Annotated in this window: 16 protein-coding genes; 7 read left to right on the forward strand and 9 right to left on the reverse strand. The window is 61.4% G+C overall.

The window, feature by feature from the left end; genetic code table 11:
* Nucleotides 1-418: 418 nt before the first annotated feature.
* The 3 genes from GRF63_RS02270 (at nucleotide 419) to GRF63_RS02280 (ending at nucleotide 4,768) form a co-directional block, all read left to right on the forward strand.
* Nucleotides 419-3,130, forward strand: a complete 2,712-nt coding sequence (locus GRF63_RS02270) for a TonB-dependent receptor (RefSeq protein ID WP_160484388.1) — start codon at nucleotides 419-421, stop codon at nucleotides 3,128-3,130.
* An 84-nt stretch (nucleotides 3,131-3,214) separates the two neighbouring features.
* A complete protein-coding gene (locus GRF63_RS02275) occupies nucleotides 3,215-4,066 on the forward strand; it encodes an acyl-CoA thioesterase (RefSeq protein WP_237392255.1) in 852 nt (283 codons plus the stop codon).
* Between the two features lie 252 nt (nucleotides 4,067-4,318).
* On the forward strand, nucleotides 4,319-4,768 hold the full coding sequence (locus GRF63_RS02280; protein WP_160484389.1) for a DUF4168 domain-containing protein: 450 nt from the start codon (nucleotides 4,319-4,321) through the stop codon (nucleotides 4,766-4,768).
* 65 nt (nucleotides 4,769-4,833) lie between these two features.
* On the opposite strand, the gene GRF63_RS02285 is transcribed toward GRF63_RS02280, so the two are convergent.
* From GRF63_RS02285 to GRF63_RS02320, 8 genes are all read right to left on the reverse strand, one after another.
* Nucleotides 4,834-5,637: a CmcJ/NvfI family oxidoreductase gene (locus GRF63_RS02285; protein WP_160484390.1), complete on the reverse strand. Its 804-nt coding sequence runs from the start codon at nucleotides 5,635-5,637 to the stop codon at nucleotides 4,834-4,836.
* Nucleotides 5,638-5,652: 15 nt separating this feature from the next.
* Complete coding sequence (locus GRF63_RS02290) at nucleotides 5,653-6,654, reverse strand: aldo/keto reductase (RefSeq protein ID WP_160484391.1); 1,002 nt, start codon at nucleotides 6,652-6,654, stop codon at nucleotides 5,653-5,655.
* A complete protein-coding gene (locus GRF63_RS02295) occupies nucleotides 6,654-7,616 on the reverse strand; it encodes a Gfo/Idh/MocA family oxidoreductase (RefSeq protein ID WP_160484392.1) in 963 nt (320 codons plus the stop codon). Before GRF63_RS02295 ends, GRF63_RS02290 begins: the two co-directional genes overlap by 1 nt.
* 88 nt (nucleotides 7,617-7,704) lie before the next feature.
* Entirely contained in the window at nucleotides 7,705-8,613 is a 909-nt protein-coding gene (locus tag GRF63_RS02300) for a class III extradiol dioxygenase subunit beta (RefSeq protein WP_160484393.1), read from the reverse strand.
* A gap of 1 nt (nucleotide 8,614) precedes the next feature.
* Nucleotides 8,615-9,037, reverse strand: a complete 423-nt coding sequence (gene ligA, locus GRF63_RS02305; RefSeq protein ID WP_160484394.1) for a protocatechuate 4,5-dioxygenase subunit alpha — start codon at nucleotides 9,035-9,037, stop codon at nucleotides 8,615-8,617.
* A 2-nt stretch (nucleotides 9,038-9,039) separates the two neighbouring features.
* The gene (locus GRF63_RS02310; protein WP_160484395.1) at nucleotides 9,040-9,357 is read right to left on the reverse strand and encodes a DUF2218 domain-containing protein; all 318 of its coding nucleotides are present in this window, start codon (nucleotides 9,355-9,357) and stop codon (nucleotides 9,040-9,042) included.
* A complete protein-coding gene (locus tag GRF63_RS02315) occupies nucleotides 9,357-10,382 on the reverse strand; it encodes an amidohydrolase family protein (RefSeq protein ID WP_160484396.1) in 1,026 nt (341 codons plus the stop codon). Before GRF63_RS02315 ends, GRF63_RS02310 begins: the two co-directional genes overlap by 1 nt.
* A gap of 2 nt (nucleotides 10,383-10,384) precedes the next feature.
* Nucleotides 10,385-11,242, reverse strand: coding sequence for an NAD(P)-dependent oxidoreductase (locus GRF63_RS02320; RefSeq protein WP_160484397.1), 858 nt, complete (start codon nucleotides 11,240-11,242; stop codon nucleotides 10,385-10,387).
* A gap of 170 nt (nucleotides 11,243-11,412) precedes the next feature.
* On the opposite strand from GRF63_RS02320, the gene ligK reads away from it, so the two are divergent.
* The 4 genes from ligK to GRF63_RS02340 are packed head-to-tail and all read left to right on the forward strand — an operon-like array spanning nucleotide 11,413 to nucleotide 15,671.
* Complete coding sequence (gene ligK, locus GRF63_RS02325; RefSeq protein WP_160484398.1) at nucleotides 11,413-12,084, forward strand: 4-carboxy-4-hydroxy-2-oxoadipate aldolase/oxaloacetate decarboxylase; 672 nt, start codon at nucleotides 11,413-11,415, stop codon at nucleotides 12,082-12,084.
* 4 nt (nucleotides 12,085-12,088) lie between these two features.
* Nucleotides 12,089-13,147: a 4-oxalomesaconate tautomerase gene (locus GRF63_RS02330; protein WP_160484399.1), complete on the forward strand. Its 1,059-nt coding sequence runs from the start codon at nucleotides 12,089-12,091 to the stop codon at nucleotides 13,145-13,147.
* A complete protein-coding gene (locus tag GRF63_RS02335; RefSeq protein ID WP_160484400.1) occupies nucleotides 13,140-14,024 on the forward strand; it encodes an amidohydrolase family protein in 885 nt (294 codons plus the stop codon). Before GRF63_RS02330 ends, GRF63_RS02335 begins: the two co-directional genes overlap by 8 nt.
* Before the next feature lie 39 nt (nucleotides 14,025-14,063).
* The gene (locus tag GRF63_RS02340; RefSeq protein WP_160484401.1) at nucleotides 14,064-15,671 is read left to right on the forward strand and encodes an AMP-binding protein; all 1,608 of its coding nucleotides are present in this window, start codon (nucleotides 14,064-14,066) and stop codon (nucleotides 15,669-15,671) included.
* On the opposite strand, the gene GRF63_RS02345 is transcribed toward GRF63_RS02340, so the two are convergent.
* On the reverse strand, nucleotides 15,668-15,841 hold the full coding sequence (locus GRF63_RS02345) for a hypothetical protein (protein WP_160484402.1): 174 nt from the start codon (nucleotides 15,839-15,841) through the stop codon (nucleotides 15,668-15,670). The two genes, GRF63_RS02340 and GRF63_RS02345, sit on opposite strands and share 4 nt — an antisense overlap.
* Nucleotides 15,842-15,845: the final 4 nt, after the last annotated feature.

The following is a 15,845-nucleotide window of genomic DNA, read 5'->3' on the forward strand; positions in this document are numbered from 1 at the left end:
CTTCGTCAGGCGGTATGGGCGTGTGGCAGGGGCAGGCGCGTAACGCCCGAAACGCGCCAGTTCTTACCACGCTCTTCTCGGCATCTGCGACGGTAGCGACCGATTCAGAAGTTACGGCTGCACCAGATCAAACCGCCCTTCCGCACCCCGTTATGACCGGTGCCGCGCCCGTTATGCGCCTTCGTTATCGGGCGTTCGGCGGGCGAATTGACCGTGTTCCAAGGCGTAAAACGACAAAAAGATACCCGATATTCAAATTACTTGATTCTTGTTTTTAAAAAGACCACACATGGCGACATAGAAGATGAGATGGCCATACCGCCATTTACAAGGGGAGGGTGAAAGAGCCGGTGTAACGGCTGTCCCGAACCGAGGTGTGCGCCATACTCTCCGAAGAAAAATGGAGATGGAGAGAGCCATGAAGCCGGTTTTACGTCAGTCGATTGCCTATGGTGCGCTTGCTTGCGCGCTGCTTGGCGCACCTACAGTTGCCCTCGCGCAGGATGCGGTTGAGGCGCAGGAAGACGATACCAACGACAATGTGATCGTGGTGACGGCCCAGGGCCGCGCGCAATCGCTTTCCGATGTTCCGATTGCCGTATCGGCCATTTCGGGAGAGATGCTGGAGCAATCCGGCACCACCGATATTCGCGAACTGAACCAGATTGCGCCATCACTATTGGTGTCCTCCACGGGCAATGAAGCCAACGGATCGGCAAGAATTCGTGGTATTGGTACGGTGGGTGACAACGCTGGCCTCGAAAGCTCGGTCGCGGTTTTCATCGATGGGGTTTACCGTTCGCGCTCTGGCAATGCACTGTCTGAGCTTGGCCCGATCGAGCGGGTGGAAATCCTGCGCGGACCGCAGGGCACGCTGGGTGGCCGCAACTCCACCGCTGGCCTGATCAACATCTATACCGCCCCGCCGGAATTCGACCTCAGCGGCTATGGCGCTTTCACTTACGGCAATTACGATGCGATGCGCCTGGAGGCGGGCCTGAACGTGCCGCTGAGCGACAAGGTGGCAGCCCGCGTGGACGGCGTGTATTTCAAGCGCGACGGTTTCTATAACGATGTGACCAACGGCGTGGAGGTCAACGACCGCGACCGTTACCTGTTCAGGACGCAGGCCCTGTTCGAGCCGAACAGCGATCTCAGCTTCCGCCTGATCTTCGACTATTCCAAGAAAGACGAGGCGTGCTGCGCGGCCACATTCGTGCAGCCGGACTTCGCGCCGCTGGCGGTGGTGAGCCCCGATCTTGACCCCTATACCAAACCGCAGGAGGGCAATCCGGCGCTCACCAGCACGAGCAATCCGATCGTCAATGTCCTGCTGGGCCTGGGCCAGGATCCGCGGGCGTTGAGCCAGAGCACCTTCGACCGCGATATCTACGTAACCCCCGGCCGCAGCTATGATGGCGAGACCGAGGACTGGGGTCTTTCGGGTGAACTCAACTGGGACTTTGGCGGTGTCAGGCTGACCTCGATCACGGGTTATCGCGAATATAACAACTTCCAGGGGTCGGACACGGATTATACCACCGTCGATATCCTCTATCGCGCACCGAATGAATTTGGCGGGGCGCGAGCCTTCGAGACTTTCACCCAGGAAATCCGCCTGAACGGCACGGCTTTCAACGACAGGCTGGATTGGCTGGTTGGCGGCTATTACGCCAATGAAAGCCTGCGCTCGCAGGATAACCTGCGCTTCGGCACGCAGTACGGCACATTCGTAAGCTGCCGTATCGCGCTGGCCATCAACCCGGCGCTGGCCAATCCGGCGGCGGACAATTGCCTCGGCCCGGCAGTCGCCTTCCTGGATGGAACGGTGGGCAATCCGGCCTTCGGTCCGGCTACCCCGCTGATCATTGCCGGGATCAACAATCTGTCACAGGTCAGCGATGTTGGCGGTACGGGCGATGTTTACGATCAGGAAAGCCAGAACTTCGCCGTCTTCACGCATAATATCGTGCATCTGACGGACACGGTCGATCTGACGCTGGGCCTTCGTTACACCAACGAAAGCAAGGATTTCGACGCGACCTTCGGCAATGACAACACCATCTGCCCGGCAAACCGGCAGCTGCTGTCACCGCTGTTGCAGGTGCCCGCGCTGGCGGGGCTGGCAGGTGGCCTCATCTCGCTATCATGCCAGGGCAATTCGACTTCCGAACTGGATGGCGTTTCGCTGTCGGATTCGCGGGACGAGAATGAGCTGACCGGCACGGCAGTCCTCTCGTGGCAGCCCAATCCGGATCTGCTGGTCTACGGCAGCTATTCTCGCGGCTATAAGGCGGGCGGCTTCAACCTTGACCGTTCGGGCCTTGCCATTCCGCTGTTCCTGAACGTCAACGCTCTCGATCCCTCGGGCCTGCAGTTCGAGGAAGAGACGGTGGACGCTTTCGAAATCGGCCTGAAATATGCGACCCGGCCATTCTCCGTCAGCGTTGCCGCGTTCCATCAGGAGTTCTCCAACTTCCAGCTGAACACCTTCAACGGTTCTGTCTTCCTGGTGCAGAATGTGAATTCCTGCGGCACGTCGCTTGGCGGCGCGGATATGGATGGTGATCCCACCACCGGCGCCTGCAACCCGGATGATGTGCAGCCCGGCGTCGTCGCGCAGGGTATTGAACTGGAAACGGTGATCAACCCTGTAAGGGACCTGTCCTTGACCTTCGGCATGACCTACGCCGATACCAAGTATAAGGACAATCTGATCGGCGATGACACCGGCGCCCCGCTCGATCCCGCGCTGCGCCTGTTGCCGGGAGACAATCTGTCCAACGCGCCCAAGACGACGGTGACCGGATCGATCGCATTCACACCTGAACTGGGCACGTCGGGCCTTGAGGGGCTGGTGTTCCTCAACGCACGTTCCACCAGCGCCTATAACACCGGATCGGACCTGCTCTATGGCAAGGAACAGGAAGGCTACATCACGGTGAATGGCCGTATCGGGATCTCCGGCAATGACCGTGCGTGGTCACTGGAGCTGTGGGCCAACAACCTGTTCGACAAGGATTACACGCAGGTTGCGTTCAACACGCCGTTCGTTGCGCCTCAGCAAACCTATTCGGCATATCTTGCAGAGCCGCGTACCTATGGGATCACCGTGCGCGCCGGTTTCTAGCGTTTAACGCCTTGCAATCTTCACGAAGGGCCGGGAAATGCTCCCGGCCCTTCTGTTTTGCAGATTACGAGAAAAGGAACGCCCTTGATTACCTTTGCAGACATGCTGACGCTGAAACCCGTTGGAGAGGGCAGCTGGATAGGCGAACCCGGATCGGGCGTCGGCAAACGCCTGTTTGGCGGGCATGCACTCGCCCAGGCCCTGATGGCTGCGTGCGAGGCCGAGGGCAGCGGGAAATTGCCGCATTCGCTGCACGCGAATTTCTTGGCTCCAGGCATGGCTGCCGATCCTGTGCGCTATGATGTGACGCAGCTTGGCGCGGGGCGCAGCTTCTCGCGTTACCGCGTGGATGCCGTGCAGGGCGACAGGCAGGTGCTGACCATGACGGTTTCCGCGCAGCTGGAAGAGGGCGGCCTGTCCCATGCCGACACCGCGCCCGACGTGGGCGATCTGGCCAGCGCGCGCCATGCGCTGGAGCGTTGGCAGGAGAGCCAGGGCGATATCGAGAGGCTGCCGGTGATCGGTGACCTTGGGCTGCGCCCCATAGAGATCATACCCGCCGATGCGCCATCCCTGTTCGGCGATGCGCCGCATCCGCCAAGCTCTGCCGTGTGGATGCGATCTCGCGATGAAATCGGCGATGTGCCCGGCATGTCTCGCGCGCAGCTGGCCTATGCGTCGGACATCCTTTTCCTCAGAAACGCGCTGCTGCCGCACGGGGTGCGGCCGGGCGACAGCAGGGTTCAGATATCCAGCCTGGATCACGCGATCTGGTTTCACACAACGCCTGATTTCAGCCAGTGGCACCTGCTGGCGGGGCACAGCCCATGGGCAGGCAATGCCCGCGGCCTTAGCAAGGGGCATTTCTTTGCCGAAGACGGAACGCTGGTTGCCACCGTCATGCAGGAAAACCTGATGCGCGTGGTGGACGCGTAACCGCCTGAGAGAATCGGCAAATCCGGCTAAGCCCGCGCCGCGTCAGCGATGAAATGGCGCGCGGCGGCGGCGGACTGCGGCACCATTTCTGGTCTTGGCGGGCAGCGTGCAATCCACTCATCGCGCGTGGCGCACATATTCTTCCTTCTATCCGTTTCTGCCTGCAATTCAGCGTCGATGCGATTGCAGCACGCGGGCATTCGGCGCAGCGGAATTGCGGGGGCGTGAAGAACGCTTGGAAGGATTATTTGGATGAAAACCCTCAAAACTATTACCGCTGGCGCATTGCTGCTGACCGCAGTCGGCGTCTCCGCGCAGGATGCGGCGAGTGAGCTTGATCCGGCACATATGGATGCCGAAACCACGCAGCCAGAGGCGGGGCAACCAGAGGCGGGGCAACCAGAGGCTGCAATGCCAGCGGACGCGGCGCAGCCTGCAGCACCGGCCCCGGCGGCGCAGGACAATTTCAGCGATGAGCAGATCACCGCTTTCGTCGAAGCTGCGATGGAAATCCGCGGCATGGGAAAAGACGAATCCGTGGACGACGCTGCGCGCCAGGCAAAGGCCGAGGCTATTTTGACAGAACACGGCATCGATCCTGCAACCTACAACGCCATTGGCGTGGCCGCGCAGACCGATCCCGCCGTTGCCGAACGTATCCAGCTCGCCATCGCGGAGGTAAGCGAAAACGGCGATAGCTGACGCCGCGAGACGAGATCGCTTGTGACCGGGGCTTCGCCATCATCGAATGGCGGGGCCCCTTGTCGTCAGGCGTACCAATAGGCCGTGCCGCGCATTTCCAGGCTGATCCGCGGCGCTGCGTCTGGCGGGGCGAGGGGATTGTCGAATGCGCCGTGCGGCATCAGTTGCGCGCAGTCGGGATCGCTTTCGCTTGTCTTGAACACCAGCGCTTCGCCGCGATGCATGTTCGAATAATAGAACCAGCGATGCGCCGGATTGTGGGCCAACAGATAGTTGGGAAAACCCCATTCGGGCGAGCCATCCAGCGGATCGAAAATCGCCCGGCACGGCAACAGGTCGCCGTCTTGCAGGCTGGTGAAATCGCATAATCCCAAGGGCACGTCCTGCGGCGGATCGCTGAGTACGCGCCATACGTTGTACTGCGCGCTGCGGATGACTTCGCGGCCCTCTGGCGCTGCCTGCGCGCGGGCGGCGGCGGCAGGCTCCTTTGCCATATCGACATGGATGAAGCGGGCGGGGTGGGAATTGTCGTGATCGGCGTTTGTGCCCGCCTTTTCAGAGAAGCGCAGGATGCCCATCGGCGTCATCGCCACGTGGTCGCATCCGGTCAGGGCGGTCAACAACTCGACGATTTCGCCTGAATGGGTGCGCATCACTTCGTCAAGATCGGTGAGGTCGGCAACGGCGCTGGCATGCTCCACCAGAGTGAAGCCTTCGACGTCCAGCGAACATTTGCGCCCGCGTGCATCGGTTATCGCGACCTCCACCGCGGCGAGCGGGACGAAATCCTTTTCATGGGCATTGGCATAAAAATACGGGCGCTTCTCGGTGCGTTCGCAATATCCGATCTGCGCCCGTAGATTTGTCATTTTACGCGCCCCAATTTACTCTGCGAATTCCTCGGTGTCGATCGTGGGGCGGATCGCATCGTGATAGCGGTGGCCGTGAACCGTGGAGTGGTTCACGATCTCTCCAGCCTTGGCGATGGCATCTGCCGGAATGTCCACCGTGGCCGCGTGAAAGTTTTCTTTCATATGCGCGATGCTGGTGGTGCCGGGAATTGCGTGGCAATTGTCACCCTGTTCCAGCACCCAGCGATTGGCGAGCTGTGCCGGCGTTACGCCAACGTCCTTCGCCAGGGCTTCCAGCTGCTGGATCACGGCAAGGTTCTTCGGCCAGTTCTCCGCATTGAAACGCGGCATCTTGGTGCGCAGGTCCTTGTCCTCCAGCGTCGCCGGATCGCGCAGTTCGCCGCCGAAGGCACCGCGCCCGGTGCTGCTGAAGGCGACCAAGGCAATGCCCAGTTCCTTGCAGGTGTCGAGCACGCCGAGTTCCACATTGCGGGTCCATAGCGAATATTCGGGCTGCACGGCGGCCACGGGATGGACAGCGTGGGCTTCCCGGATATGCGCGGCGTTCCACTCGGACACGCCATAGGCGCCGATCTTGCCTGCCTCCATCGCCCGCACCATCGCGCCCACGCTGTCCGCAATCGGCACCTTGGGATCGAAGCGGTGCATGTAGAACAGGTCGATGTGGTCGGTTTTCAAACGGGCCAGAGACTTGTCGAGGTTTTCTGCAATGCTGTCCGGCGCGCAGGAGACGCCGCGATTTGCGCCGTCCACCACGATGCCACACTTGCTGGCCAGCAGGAATTCGTTCCGCCGATGCATCACCGCATCCGCCAGCAATTCCTCATTATCGCCGCCGCCATAGATGTTGGCGGTGTCGAGGTGATCATAGCCAAGGTCCAGCGCCTCGTTCAGCAGCCTGACCTTCACGTCATGGTCTGGCGGGGTGGCATAGGCCCAGGACAGGTTCATGCAGCCCAGCCCGATGGGATGGACGGCACGGCCTGCCAGTTGTCGTTTTGCGAGGGCTGCCATTACGACCAGCCGTCCTGCTGTTCCAGGCTCTCGGCCAGTTCGCCGATCACGCGGTAGCAATCCAGCACCTGCGCAACCGAGCTGTTGGGCTCACGCCCTTCGCGGATGGCGGAGATGAATTCGCGGTCCTGCAGTTCGATGCCGTTGTTGGAAGGCACATCCACCACGGAAAGGTCGATGGCTTCCTCGCGCCCGTCCACCAGATCGTCATAACGCGCGATATAGGTCGCGGTGTCGCCGATGTAGCGGAAGAAGGTGCCCAGCGGCCCGTCATTGTTGAACGAGAGTGCCAGGGTGAGGATCTGGCCCTTGTCGGTCTTCATCTGGATGGACTGGTCCATCGCGATGCCCAGATCGGGATGCTTGGGGCCCTGCAGAATGTTGGCCTTCACCACCTTCGCACCAGTCATGTACTGGAAGATGTCGATGGTGTGGGCAGAGTGGTGCCACAGCAAGTGGTCCGTCCAGCTGCGCGGCTCGCCCTTGGCGTTCTTGTTCTCGCGGCGGAAGAAGAAGGTTTCGACATCCATCGAAAGGATGTTGAATTCGCCCGCGTCGATGCGGTTCTTCACATACTGGTGGCTGGGGTTGAAGCGGCGCGTGTGGCCCGCCATGCAGACAAGGCCGGTTTCCTTCTGCTTGGCATCCACGGCCTTGGCATCGGCCCAGCTGTCGGCCATCGGGATTTCGACTTCGACATGCTTGCCGGCGTCCATTGCCTTGATCGCCTGATCGGCGTGCATCTGCGTAGGCGTGCAGAGGATCACGGCGTCGACTTCGTCGATCTCCAGCATTTCTTCGTAATTGGTGGTGGCGTGGCCGATGCCGTATTTGTCGGCCATGGCCTGCGTCTTGTCCTGCGTGCGGCCAACCAGGCTGACGACTTCGACATCGTCGATGTTCTTCAGTCCGTCGAGGTGCTTTTCACCAAAGGCGCCGCCACCGGCGAGTGCGATTTTCATGAGGGTTCTCCCTAAAGAGATTTGCGAGGGGGGTTCACATAATCAAAGGGCACCTGCGGCCATTGTTCCGCAAGGTGCCCTTTTAAAGTCAGGCTTCGGCGAAGGATCCGCCGCTCAGCACCTTGCGGGGCTCAAGCGGTTCGCCCGCCGTTTCCTCCGGCTGGAGGATCAGCGCGCCGAGCGCGGTGTTGGATGCCGGGATGTGGTAGAAATTATACAGGTCACGCACCTTGTCACCAAGGGCGCCGCGCATGATCAGCCACATGACCAGCTCGATGCCTTCGCTGCCCGCTTCGCGCAGATATTCAATATGCGGCTTCTGGGCGAGCAGTTCGGGATCGTTGATCAGCTTGTCGATGAAATCGAGATCGAACTCCTTGTTGATCAGGCCTGCGCGCGGGCCCTGCAACTGGTGACTCATGCCGCCCGTGCCCCAGACGTGGACGTTCAGGTCTTCGGGGAAGCTCTCGATCGCGGCCTTGATACTGTCACCCAGTGCAAAGCAGCGCGCGCCCGATGGCGGCGGGTAGGTGACGACGTTCACCGGCAGCGGGATAACCTTGCACGGCCATTCCGCAGGATCGCCAAACATCATGGTGAGCGGGATGGTGCAGCCGTGATCAACGTCCATGTCGTTCATGATGCACATGTCGAAATCATCCAGGATCAGGCTTTGCGCGATGTGCCATGCAAGATCGGGATGGCCGATCACGTCCGGCACGGGGCGCGGGCCCCATCCTTCGTCTGCGGGCGTGAATTTCTCCGCGCAGCCGATGGCGAAAGTGGGGATGATGTTCTGATCGAAGGCGGAGGCATGGTCATTATAAACTAGCACGACCACGTCGGGCATGTTTTCGGGCTTGGCGATCCAGTCCTTGATCGCCTTGTACCCTTCGAACACGGGGCCCCAGTAATCATCGCCGGCCTTGCCGGTTTCGATCGCCGCGCCCAGCGCGGGAATGTGGCTGGAGGTGATGCCTGTTGTAACGCGGGCCATATCAGTACTTCCCCTTGATAGAGCGCTGGCCTTCGGGCGAGCGACCGCCTGCCAGCATCATTTTTGCATAGTCTTCCTGGCTCATCCCGGTCATCGAACCGGCGGCGAACTGGAAGCTTTTCTTGTCGGTGCTGAACAGCTTGGCGAGGTAATAGATATTGCCGCCGCAATCGATCATCGCGTTGTAATCGCGGTCCATCACGGCCTTCTTCGCCTCGTCGGAAATTTCCCACTCGTCGAGATAGGCTTTCTCGTCAGCCAGGAAACGTTCGCGGTTTTCCGCCTTCATCAGGCTCATGGCGAACTGGTTCAGATGGTAACCCTTGCGCGCCCGCTGTGCGGTGAACACGCGGGTGCCGGGAATATCCTCCATCTCGGCAAGATATTCGTGGATGTTGATCCGCTCTTTCTTCTTCTCAGTCATTTTCAGGCTTCCTCGATGTCTTTCCATTCGTATTCCAGCGGTGCCTCACGAAAGGCGAAGCGATCGATGTGCCGCTCTATCACGCCGCGCATATGCTCGTTGCGATCCTGCTCTGCCGTCGTCAGCGTGATGGCGATGCCGCCGGGACGGGCCAGCATCACCGCGCTCTCAAGATCGGAGAACGGGAAGGTGCCCATGCCATCACCCTCGTCATAGCTGGTGGCGTGCTTGTGCCCCCAGTGCTTGACGAGCTGCTGGATATAACGCTCCGGCTTTTCGCACTTGGCGAAGCCCTGGGCGATGGCGGGCGTATCGCTCATTACAGCCCCTTTTCCTTCAGGATGCCGTCCAGCCGCGAGTAGACCTTGCGGGCATTGCCTTCGAAAATCATGTGCTTTTCTTCCGCAGAGATATCCAGCGCATCGACATAGCGCTTGGTATCGTCGAAATAATGGCCGGTCTGCGGATCGATGCCGCGCACCGCGCCCACCATTTCGCTGCCGAACAGGATGTTCTTGTTCTTGATCACATCGGCCAGCAGATCGATGCCGGGCTGGTGATAAACGCAGGTGTCGAAGAACACGTTGTTCATCAGGTGGCTCTCGATATCGGGCTGCTTCAGCATATCGGCCAGGCCGCGATACCGACCCCAGTGATAGGGCACCGCGCCGCCGCCGTGCGGGATGATCAGCTTCAGATCGGGGAAGCGGCTGAAGAGATCTCCCTGCAGCAATTGCATGAAGGCCACCGTGTCTGCGGCCAGGTAGTAGCCGCCTGTGGCGTGCATGGAAGGATTGCAGCTGCCCGATACGTGGATCATCGCCGGCACGCCCAGTTCGCACATCGTTTCATAGATGGGGAACCAGTATTCATCGGTCAGCGGCGGGTGGGTGAAGTGGCCGCCGCCGGGATCGGGGTTGAGATTGCAGACAACGAAGTTCAGCTCCTCAACACAGCGGCGCAGTTCCTTCACGCTTTCCGACATGTCCGATTTCGGGCTTTGCGGCAGCATGCAGCCGCCGATGAAGGTATCGGGGAACAGCTGCGTGACGCGGTAGATCAGATCATTGCACCGCCGCGCCCATTCGCTGGCCACGGCCTGATCCCCCACATGCGGTGCCATGGCGCTGGCCCGCGGAGAGAAGATGGTGAAATCGGCGCCGCGTTCCTTGATCAGGCGAAGCTGATTATCCTCGATCGTCTGGCGAATCTCGTCATCGGAGATGTCTGGATAGGGCGGGGGCGTGGTGCCTTCGTTAAAGGCCTTCTTCTGCTCTTCGCGCCAGGCATCGTGCCCTTTGGGCAGGACGGTGTAATGGCCATGACAATCGATAATCAGCGACATGCCTAGTTCTCTCCTCTGAAATCCGGAGTCGCCCGGATTGCCTTGATCTTAGCAGAAAGCGTTTCTGGCGGCGGCGTAAGGTCCAGATTGCCGAGGCTGGAGTGCCAGGCCACGGTCTGGTCGCTCATCGCGGCAGAGGTGCCCATTGCGCGCAGCATTTCTGCCGCCTCGATCATTTCTGCCGAGCGGCGACCGCCGTGGATCAGCATGCGATCGAGGTTGTAATTCGCCCGCTCTGCCCAGGGCAGGTTCTTCTCGCTGGCATCCAGCGAATCGAACACCTCGTCCAGCACGCCGGCCTGGCTGGCGGCCAGCACCAGTTCTGCGGTCAGCGCTTCCACGCCTTTCACCATGATGGAACGGCACAGCTTGATCGCGCTGGCGCGGCCCACGGTCTTGCCCACGGCGCGCGCATCGGTGAAGCCCAGCGTTTCCAGCACATCCACGGCCTTGTCCGCCTTGTTGCCGGATACCAGCAGCGGCACGTCCAGCCCCTTGTCGACAGGCGCCATGATGGCAACATCGACATAGCGAACGTTGACGGCCTCGATCGCCTCTGCCGCCATCGCCTTGGTTTGCGGGGCGACGGAATTCATATCCAGCCACATGGCTTCCTGCGGCAAATAGGGCGCATATTCGCGCGCAGCGTCCAGCGCCTGATCAGCGGTGACGAGCGAGAGAATCACGTCGCAGGTGGCCAGCACCTCTCCGCAATCCTCGCCCAGTCCCACGCCGCACTTGGCCAGGGCAGCACGGCGTTCTGCCAGCATGTCCCAGCCCTTCGCGCCTTCCCACTGGGCAGCGCGCATAAAGGTTTCCCCGGCTTCACCGAAGCCGATAAGTGCCACATTTGGCGTCATGGTTTTCGTTTCTTGCGCAGACATCGCTCTCGACGTCGCCTCCTATCAATTGTAAGTGTTACATACAAGTTTGCGTGTAGACCCTCGCTGCAGTGCCTCTGCGTAGCTTGACGCAAGGCGGGGGAGGGGTTCACGCGAGGCAAAGCATATTGAGAGGAGAATCGCCAGTCATGGGTGTCGTTGTTCAGAATATCGAACGTGCCGATCCGGAAGTCGTAAAGGCGCTTGGCGCGTGCGGCGTGGCCACCGTTCACGAATCGCAAGGCCGCACGGGTCTGCTCGCCAGCTACATGCGCCCGATCTATACAGGCGCGCGCATCGGCGCCTCTGCCGTGACGATTTCGGTGCCGCCGGGCGACAATTACATGGTCCATGCCGCGATCGAGCAGTGCCAGGAGGGCGACGTTCTGGTCATCGCGCCAACATCCCCTTGCGAGGATGGCTATTTCGGAGACCTGCTGGCCACATCGGCACAGGCGCGCGGCGTGAAGGGCCTGATCATCGATGCCGGCGTTCGCGATCTGCGCGATCTGCAGGAAATGGATTTCCCCGTCTGGTCAAAGCGCGTGTTCGCGCAAGGCACGATCAAGGCATCGCTGGGCAGCGTGAACGTGGACGTGGTGTGCGCAGGCGCCTTCATCCGCCCCGGTGACATCATCGTGGCCGATGACGACGGCGTGTGCGTCACGCGGCGGGAGGACGCGGAGGAGGTGCTGAAGAAAGCACAGGCCCGCGAAGCCAACGAAGAAGAGAAGCGCCAGAAGCTGGCCGACGGCGTGCTGGGCCTCGACATGTACGGCTTCCGCCAGAAGCTGACCGACATGGGCCTAAAGTGGGTTTGACCCGATGAAACAAGCACCTGTCATGTGGATGCGCGGGGGCACGTCGAAAGGCGGCTACTTCCTCAGCACCGACCTTCCCGCCGATACCGACGAGCGCGCCCAGTTCCTGCTGGGCGTGATGGGCAGCCCCGATCCGCGCCAGATAGATGGCATGGGCGGGGCGGACCCGCTCACCAGCAAGGTTGCCGTGGTGAAAAAGTCTCAGCGCGACGGCGTGGATGTCGATTACCTGTTCCTGCAGGTGTTCGTCGATCAGGCCATCGTCACCGATGCGCAGAACTGCGGCAACATCCTTGCAGGCGTCGGCCCCTTCGCCATCGAGCGCGGCCTCGTTTTGGCGCGCGGCGATGTGACGGACGTTACCATCTACATGGAAAACACCGGCCAGATCGCCGTCGCCAGCGTCCAGACGCCGGGCGGCACCGTGAACTACTCAGGCGATGCCAGGATCGACGGCGTGCCCGGCAGCCATGCGCCCATCCCGGTGGAGTTTCGCGATACGGCAGGCTCCAGCTGCGGCGCTTTGCTGCCCACCGGCAATGCGCTGGACGAGATCAATGGTGTGCCCTGCACGCTGATCGACAACGGCATGCCCTGTATCGTCTTCAAGGCGGAGGATGTTGGCGCGACCGGCTACGAAACGCGAGAGGAAATGGAGGCCGATGCCTTCGCCCCCATACGCGAGAAGATCGAGGCGATCAGGCTTGCGGCGGGCGAACGCATGAACCTTGGCGATGTGACGGAGAAATCCGTGCCCAAGATGACGCTGGTCGCCCCGCCCAGGAACGGCGGCGCTGTCACCACGCGCGTGTTCATTCCGCACCGTGCGCACGCCAGCATCGGCGTGCTGGGAGCCGTTACCGCCGCTACCGCCTGCCTCGTTGAGGGATCACCCGCTGCCGAAGTGGCCGAGATCCCCGAAGGCCCTGAAAAAACCATGAGCATCGAGCATCCCAGTGGGGAGACGACCTGCGTGATGAAAGTCGATGCCAATGGCGATGTTACTAGCGCCGCGCTGCTGCGCACCGCGCGCAAGCTGATGGATGGAACAGTCTATGCCTGATCGTATTACCAGCTGGCACCCCAGCCCCAGCAAGCCCGCCTACACACCGCCCCCCGGCGCGGTGGATGCACATTGCCACGTGTTTGGCCCGATGGCTGAGTTCCCCTTCAGCCCTAAGGCGAAATATCTGCCGGAGGATGCAGGGCCGGACAAGCTGTTCGCCCTGCGCGATCATCTTGGCTTTTCGAAAAACGTGATTGTGCAGGCCAGCTGCCACGGCACGGACAATTCCGCCACGCTGGATGCCATTGCCAAGTCGGACGGGAAGGCTCGCGGTGTCGCCGTGGTCGATCCCGATACCTCGGACGCCGATCTGGCGAAGCTGCACGACGGCGGCATTCGCGGCATCCGCTTCAATTTCCTGAAGCGGCTGGTGGACAATGCGCCCAAGGACAAGTTTCTTGAGGTCGCCAACCGCCTTCCCGAAGGCTGGCACGTGGTCATCTATTTCGAGGCTGATATCCTTGAGGAAATGAAGCCCTTCATGGCCGCCATCCCCGTGCCCATCGTGATTGACCACATGGGCCGCCCCGATGTGACGCAGGGGCCTGACGGTCCGGACATGCGCGCCTTCCGCGCCCTGCTGGATAGCCGCGAGGATATCTGGTTCAAGCCCACCTGCCCGGACAGGCTGGATGCCATCAAGGAAGGCGGCAGGGGCGATCCTTGGGACAATTTCGCCGCCGCCGTCGCGCCGCTGGTGGCGGACTATCCCGATCGCTGCATCTGGGGCACCGACTGGCCGCATCCCAACATGGCGGACGAGGTGCCAGACGATGGCCACCTGGTCGACATGATCCCCCGCATCGCGCCGACAGACGAACTGCAGCAGAAGCTCTTGGTAGAAAACCCGAACCGGCTATACTGGTCTGATTGACAAGGTCGGCGTTTCAGACTGGCCATGATGGAGAGAGACATGGCCGGAAAAGAGCGCCGCCTGGAAAAGGCGTTGTGCGACTGGTTCGCCGACAGCGAAATACTCGACACCACAATCGGCGGATTGCTGCGCGATCAGGCGGCGGCCAATGGGTCGCGCGATGCGCTGCTGGAAGGCCTGCCCGATGGCACCGTGGGACGCCGCTGGACCTATGCAGAGCTGCTGAACGATGCGGAACGGCTGGCCAAGGGGCTGGCTACGCGGTTCCAGCCGGGAGAGCGTGTGGCCGTGTGGGCGCCCAACGTGCCGGAATGGGTGCTGGTGGAATATGCCGCCGCGCTGGCCGGATTGACGGTGGTGACGGTAAACCCTGCCTATCAGAAGCGAGAGTTGTCCTACGTGCTGCAGCAAAGCACGTCTGCCGCATTGTTCCTGGTGAACGAGTTTCGCGGTAACCCGATGGCGAAAATCGCCGCAGAGGCGGCAGAAGACCTGCCGGCCCTGCGCGAGATTATCGACATAGGTGACGAGGGCGCGCTGTTTACCGATCCCTCGGGCACGCTGCCGCAGGTGGACACCAATGATCCTGCGCAAATCCAGTACACCAGCGGCACCACCGGCTTTCCCAAGGGCGTGGTGCTGTCCCATCGCAACCTCACCAACAACGCCCGCCTGTTCGTGGAAGTGGGCGAATTGCCGCACGGGCTGGGCGCATTGGGCCTGACGCCGCTGTTTCACACCATGGGCTGTTCGATGGGCGTGCTGGGCGCGCTGCAATCGGGCGGCGCCTATTGCCCGCTGCTGGCCTTCGATCCCGGCGCGGCGCTGGATCTGATCGAAGCAGAGAAGCTCGCCTGGACGATCTGCGTGCCCACCATGGCGGTGGCGATGGTGGCGGCGCAAAAGCAGAAGCTGCGTGATCTTTCCTCCCTGCAGCGCATCGGCATGGGCGGCGCGATGGTTGCGCCCGAATTGGCGCGCAATGTTCGCGATGTGCTGGGGGCGGATACGCTGGTGGCTTACGGCCAGACAGAGAGCAGCCCGCTAATCACCACCGGCAGGCCGAGCGACGATTTCGAAAGGATCAGCACCACCATCGGCCAGCCTGCGTTGGGGTGCGAAGTGGGCATCTTCAATCCCGAAACGGATGAAGTGGTGGGTTGCGGCGATGTGGGCGAGATCCGCTGTCGCTCCGCCTCCACCATGCTGGGCTATAATGACGATCCCGAAGCAACCGCCGCCACGGTTGACGCGCAAGGCTGGCTGCATACCGGCGACCTGGGGACGATGGATGATCAGGGCTATGTGAAGATTACCGGCCGCGTGAAGGAGATGATCATCCGCGGCGGTGAGAACCTCTTCCCCGCAGAAATCGAGAACGTGTTGCTGGAACATCCCGATGTTGCCGAATGCGCCGTTGTGGGCGTGCCGGACGATGTGCTGGGCGAAGCTGTTGCCGCATTCGTGCGGATGGAGGAGGGCGCGATCTTCGATCCCGAAACCCTGCGCGCCCATTGCCGGTCACAGATCAGCCCGCAGAAATGCCCGGCGCACTGGCAGCAGGTTACCGAATGGCCGCTGACGGGATCGGGCAAGATCCGCAAGTTCAAGCTGCGCGACCAATGGATTGCGGATCACGCCGCCTAGTCTTCGGGCGGCTTTTCCTTGTCCCGGCGGCGGGTGCGCCACAGCGCTCCGCCGCCCACCAGGCCGAATGCACCCAGCAGCGCCAGCGCCCCGACCCACGCAATCGCCAGCCCCAGGGCGCCGGTGATCGCCATCAGGAAATGGACCAGGAATTCCAGGACGCTTTGCATCAGG

Origin of the sequence: Aurantiacibacter rhizosphaerae (assembly GCF_009807005.1) — a bacterium.
GTDB classification, from domain to species: Bacteria; Pseudomonadota; Alphaproteobacteria; order Sphingomonadales; family Sphingomonadaceae; genus Alteraurantiacibacter; species Alteraurantiacibacter rhizosphaerae.

What these genes read in the sequence shown, in the direction of transcription:
- GRF63_RS02270 (WP_160484388.1), top strand. Translation starts at nt 419, where the DNA reads ATGAAGCCGGTTTTACGTCAGTCGATTGCCTATGGTGCGCTTGCTTGC.
- GRF63_RS02280 (WP_160484389.1), top strand. Translation starts at nt 4,319, where the DNA reads ATGAAAACCCTCAAAACTATTACCGCTGGCGCATTGCTGCTGACCGCA.
- GRF63_RS02285 (WP_160484390.1), bottom strand. Translation starts at nt 5,637, where the DNA reads ATGACAAATCTACGGGCGCAGATCGGATATTGCGAACGCACCGAGAAG.
- GRF63_RS02290 (WP_160484391.1), bottom strand. Translation starts at nt 6,654, where the DNA reads ATGGCAGCCCTCGCAAAACGACAACTGGCAGGCCGTGCCGTCCATCCC.
- GRF63_RS02295 (WP_160484392.1), bottom strand. Translation starts at nt 7,616, where the DNA reads ATGAAAATCGCACTCGCCGGTGGCGGCGCCTTTGGTGAAAAGCACCTC.
- GRF63_RS02300 (WP_160484393.1), bottom strand. Translation starts at nt 8,613, where the DNA reads ATGGCCCGCGTTACAACAGGCATCACCTCCAGCCACATTCCCGCGCTG.
- ligA (WP_160484394.1), bottom strand. Translation starts at nt 9,037, where the DNA reads ATGACTGAGAAGAAGAAAGAGCGGATCAACATCCACGAATATCTTGCC.
- GRF63_RS02310 (WP_160484395.1), bottom strand. Translation starts at nt 9,357, where the DNA reads ATGAGCGATACGCCCGCCATCGCCCAGGGCTTCGCCAAGTGCGAAAAG.
- GRF63_RS02315 (WP_160484396.1), bottom strand. Translation starts at nt 10,382, where the DNA reads ATGTCGCTGATTATCGATTGTCATGGCCATTACACCGTCCTGCCCAAA.
- GRF63_RS02320 (WP_160484397.1), bottom strand. Translation starts at nt 11,242, where the DNA reads ATGACGCCAAATGTGGCACTTATCGGCTTCGGTGAAGCCGGGGAAACC.
- ligK (WP_160484398.1), top strand. Translation starts at nt 11,413, where the DNA reads ATGGGTGTCGTTGTTCAGAATATCGAACGTGCCGATCCGGAAGTCGTA.
- GRF63_RS02330 (WP_160484399.1), top strand. Translation starts at nt 12,089, where the DNA reads ATGAAACAAGCACCTGTCATGTGGATGCGCGGGGGCACGTCGAAAGGC.
- GRF63_RS02335 (WP_160484400.1), top strand. Translation starts at nt 13,140, where the DNA reads ATGCCTGATCGTATTACCAGCTGGCACCCCAGCCCCAGCAAGCCCGCC.
- GRF63_RS02340 (WP_160484401.1), top strand. Translation starts at nt 14,064, where the DNA reads ATGGCCGGAAAAGAGCGCCGCCTGGAAAAGGCGTTGTGCGACTGGTTC.
- GRF63_RS02345 (WP_160484402.1), bottom strand. Translation starts at nt 15,841, where the DNA reads ATGCAAAGCGTCCTGGAATTCCTGGTCCATTTCCTGATGGCGATCACC.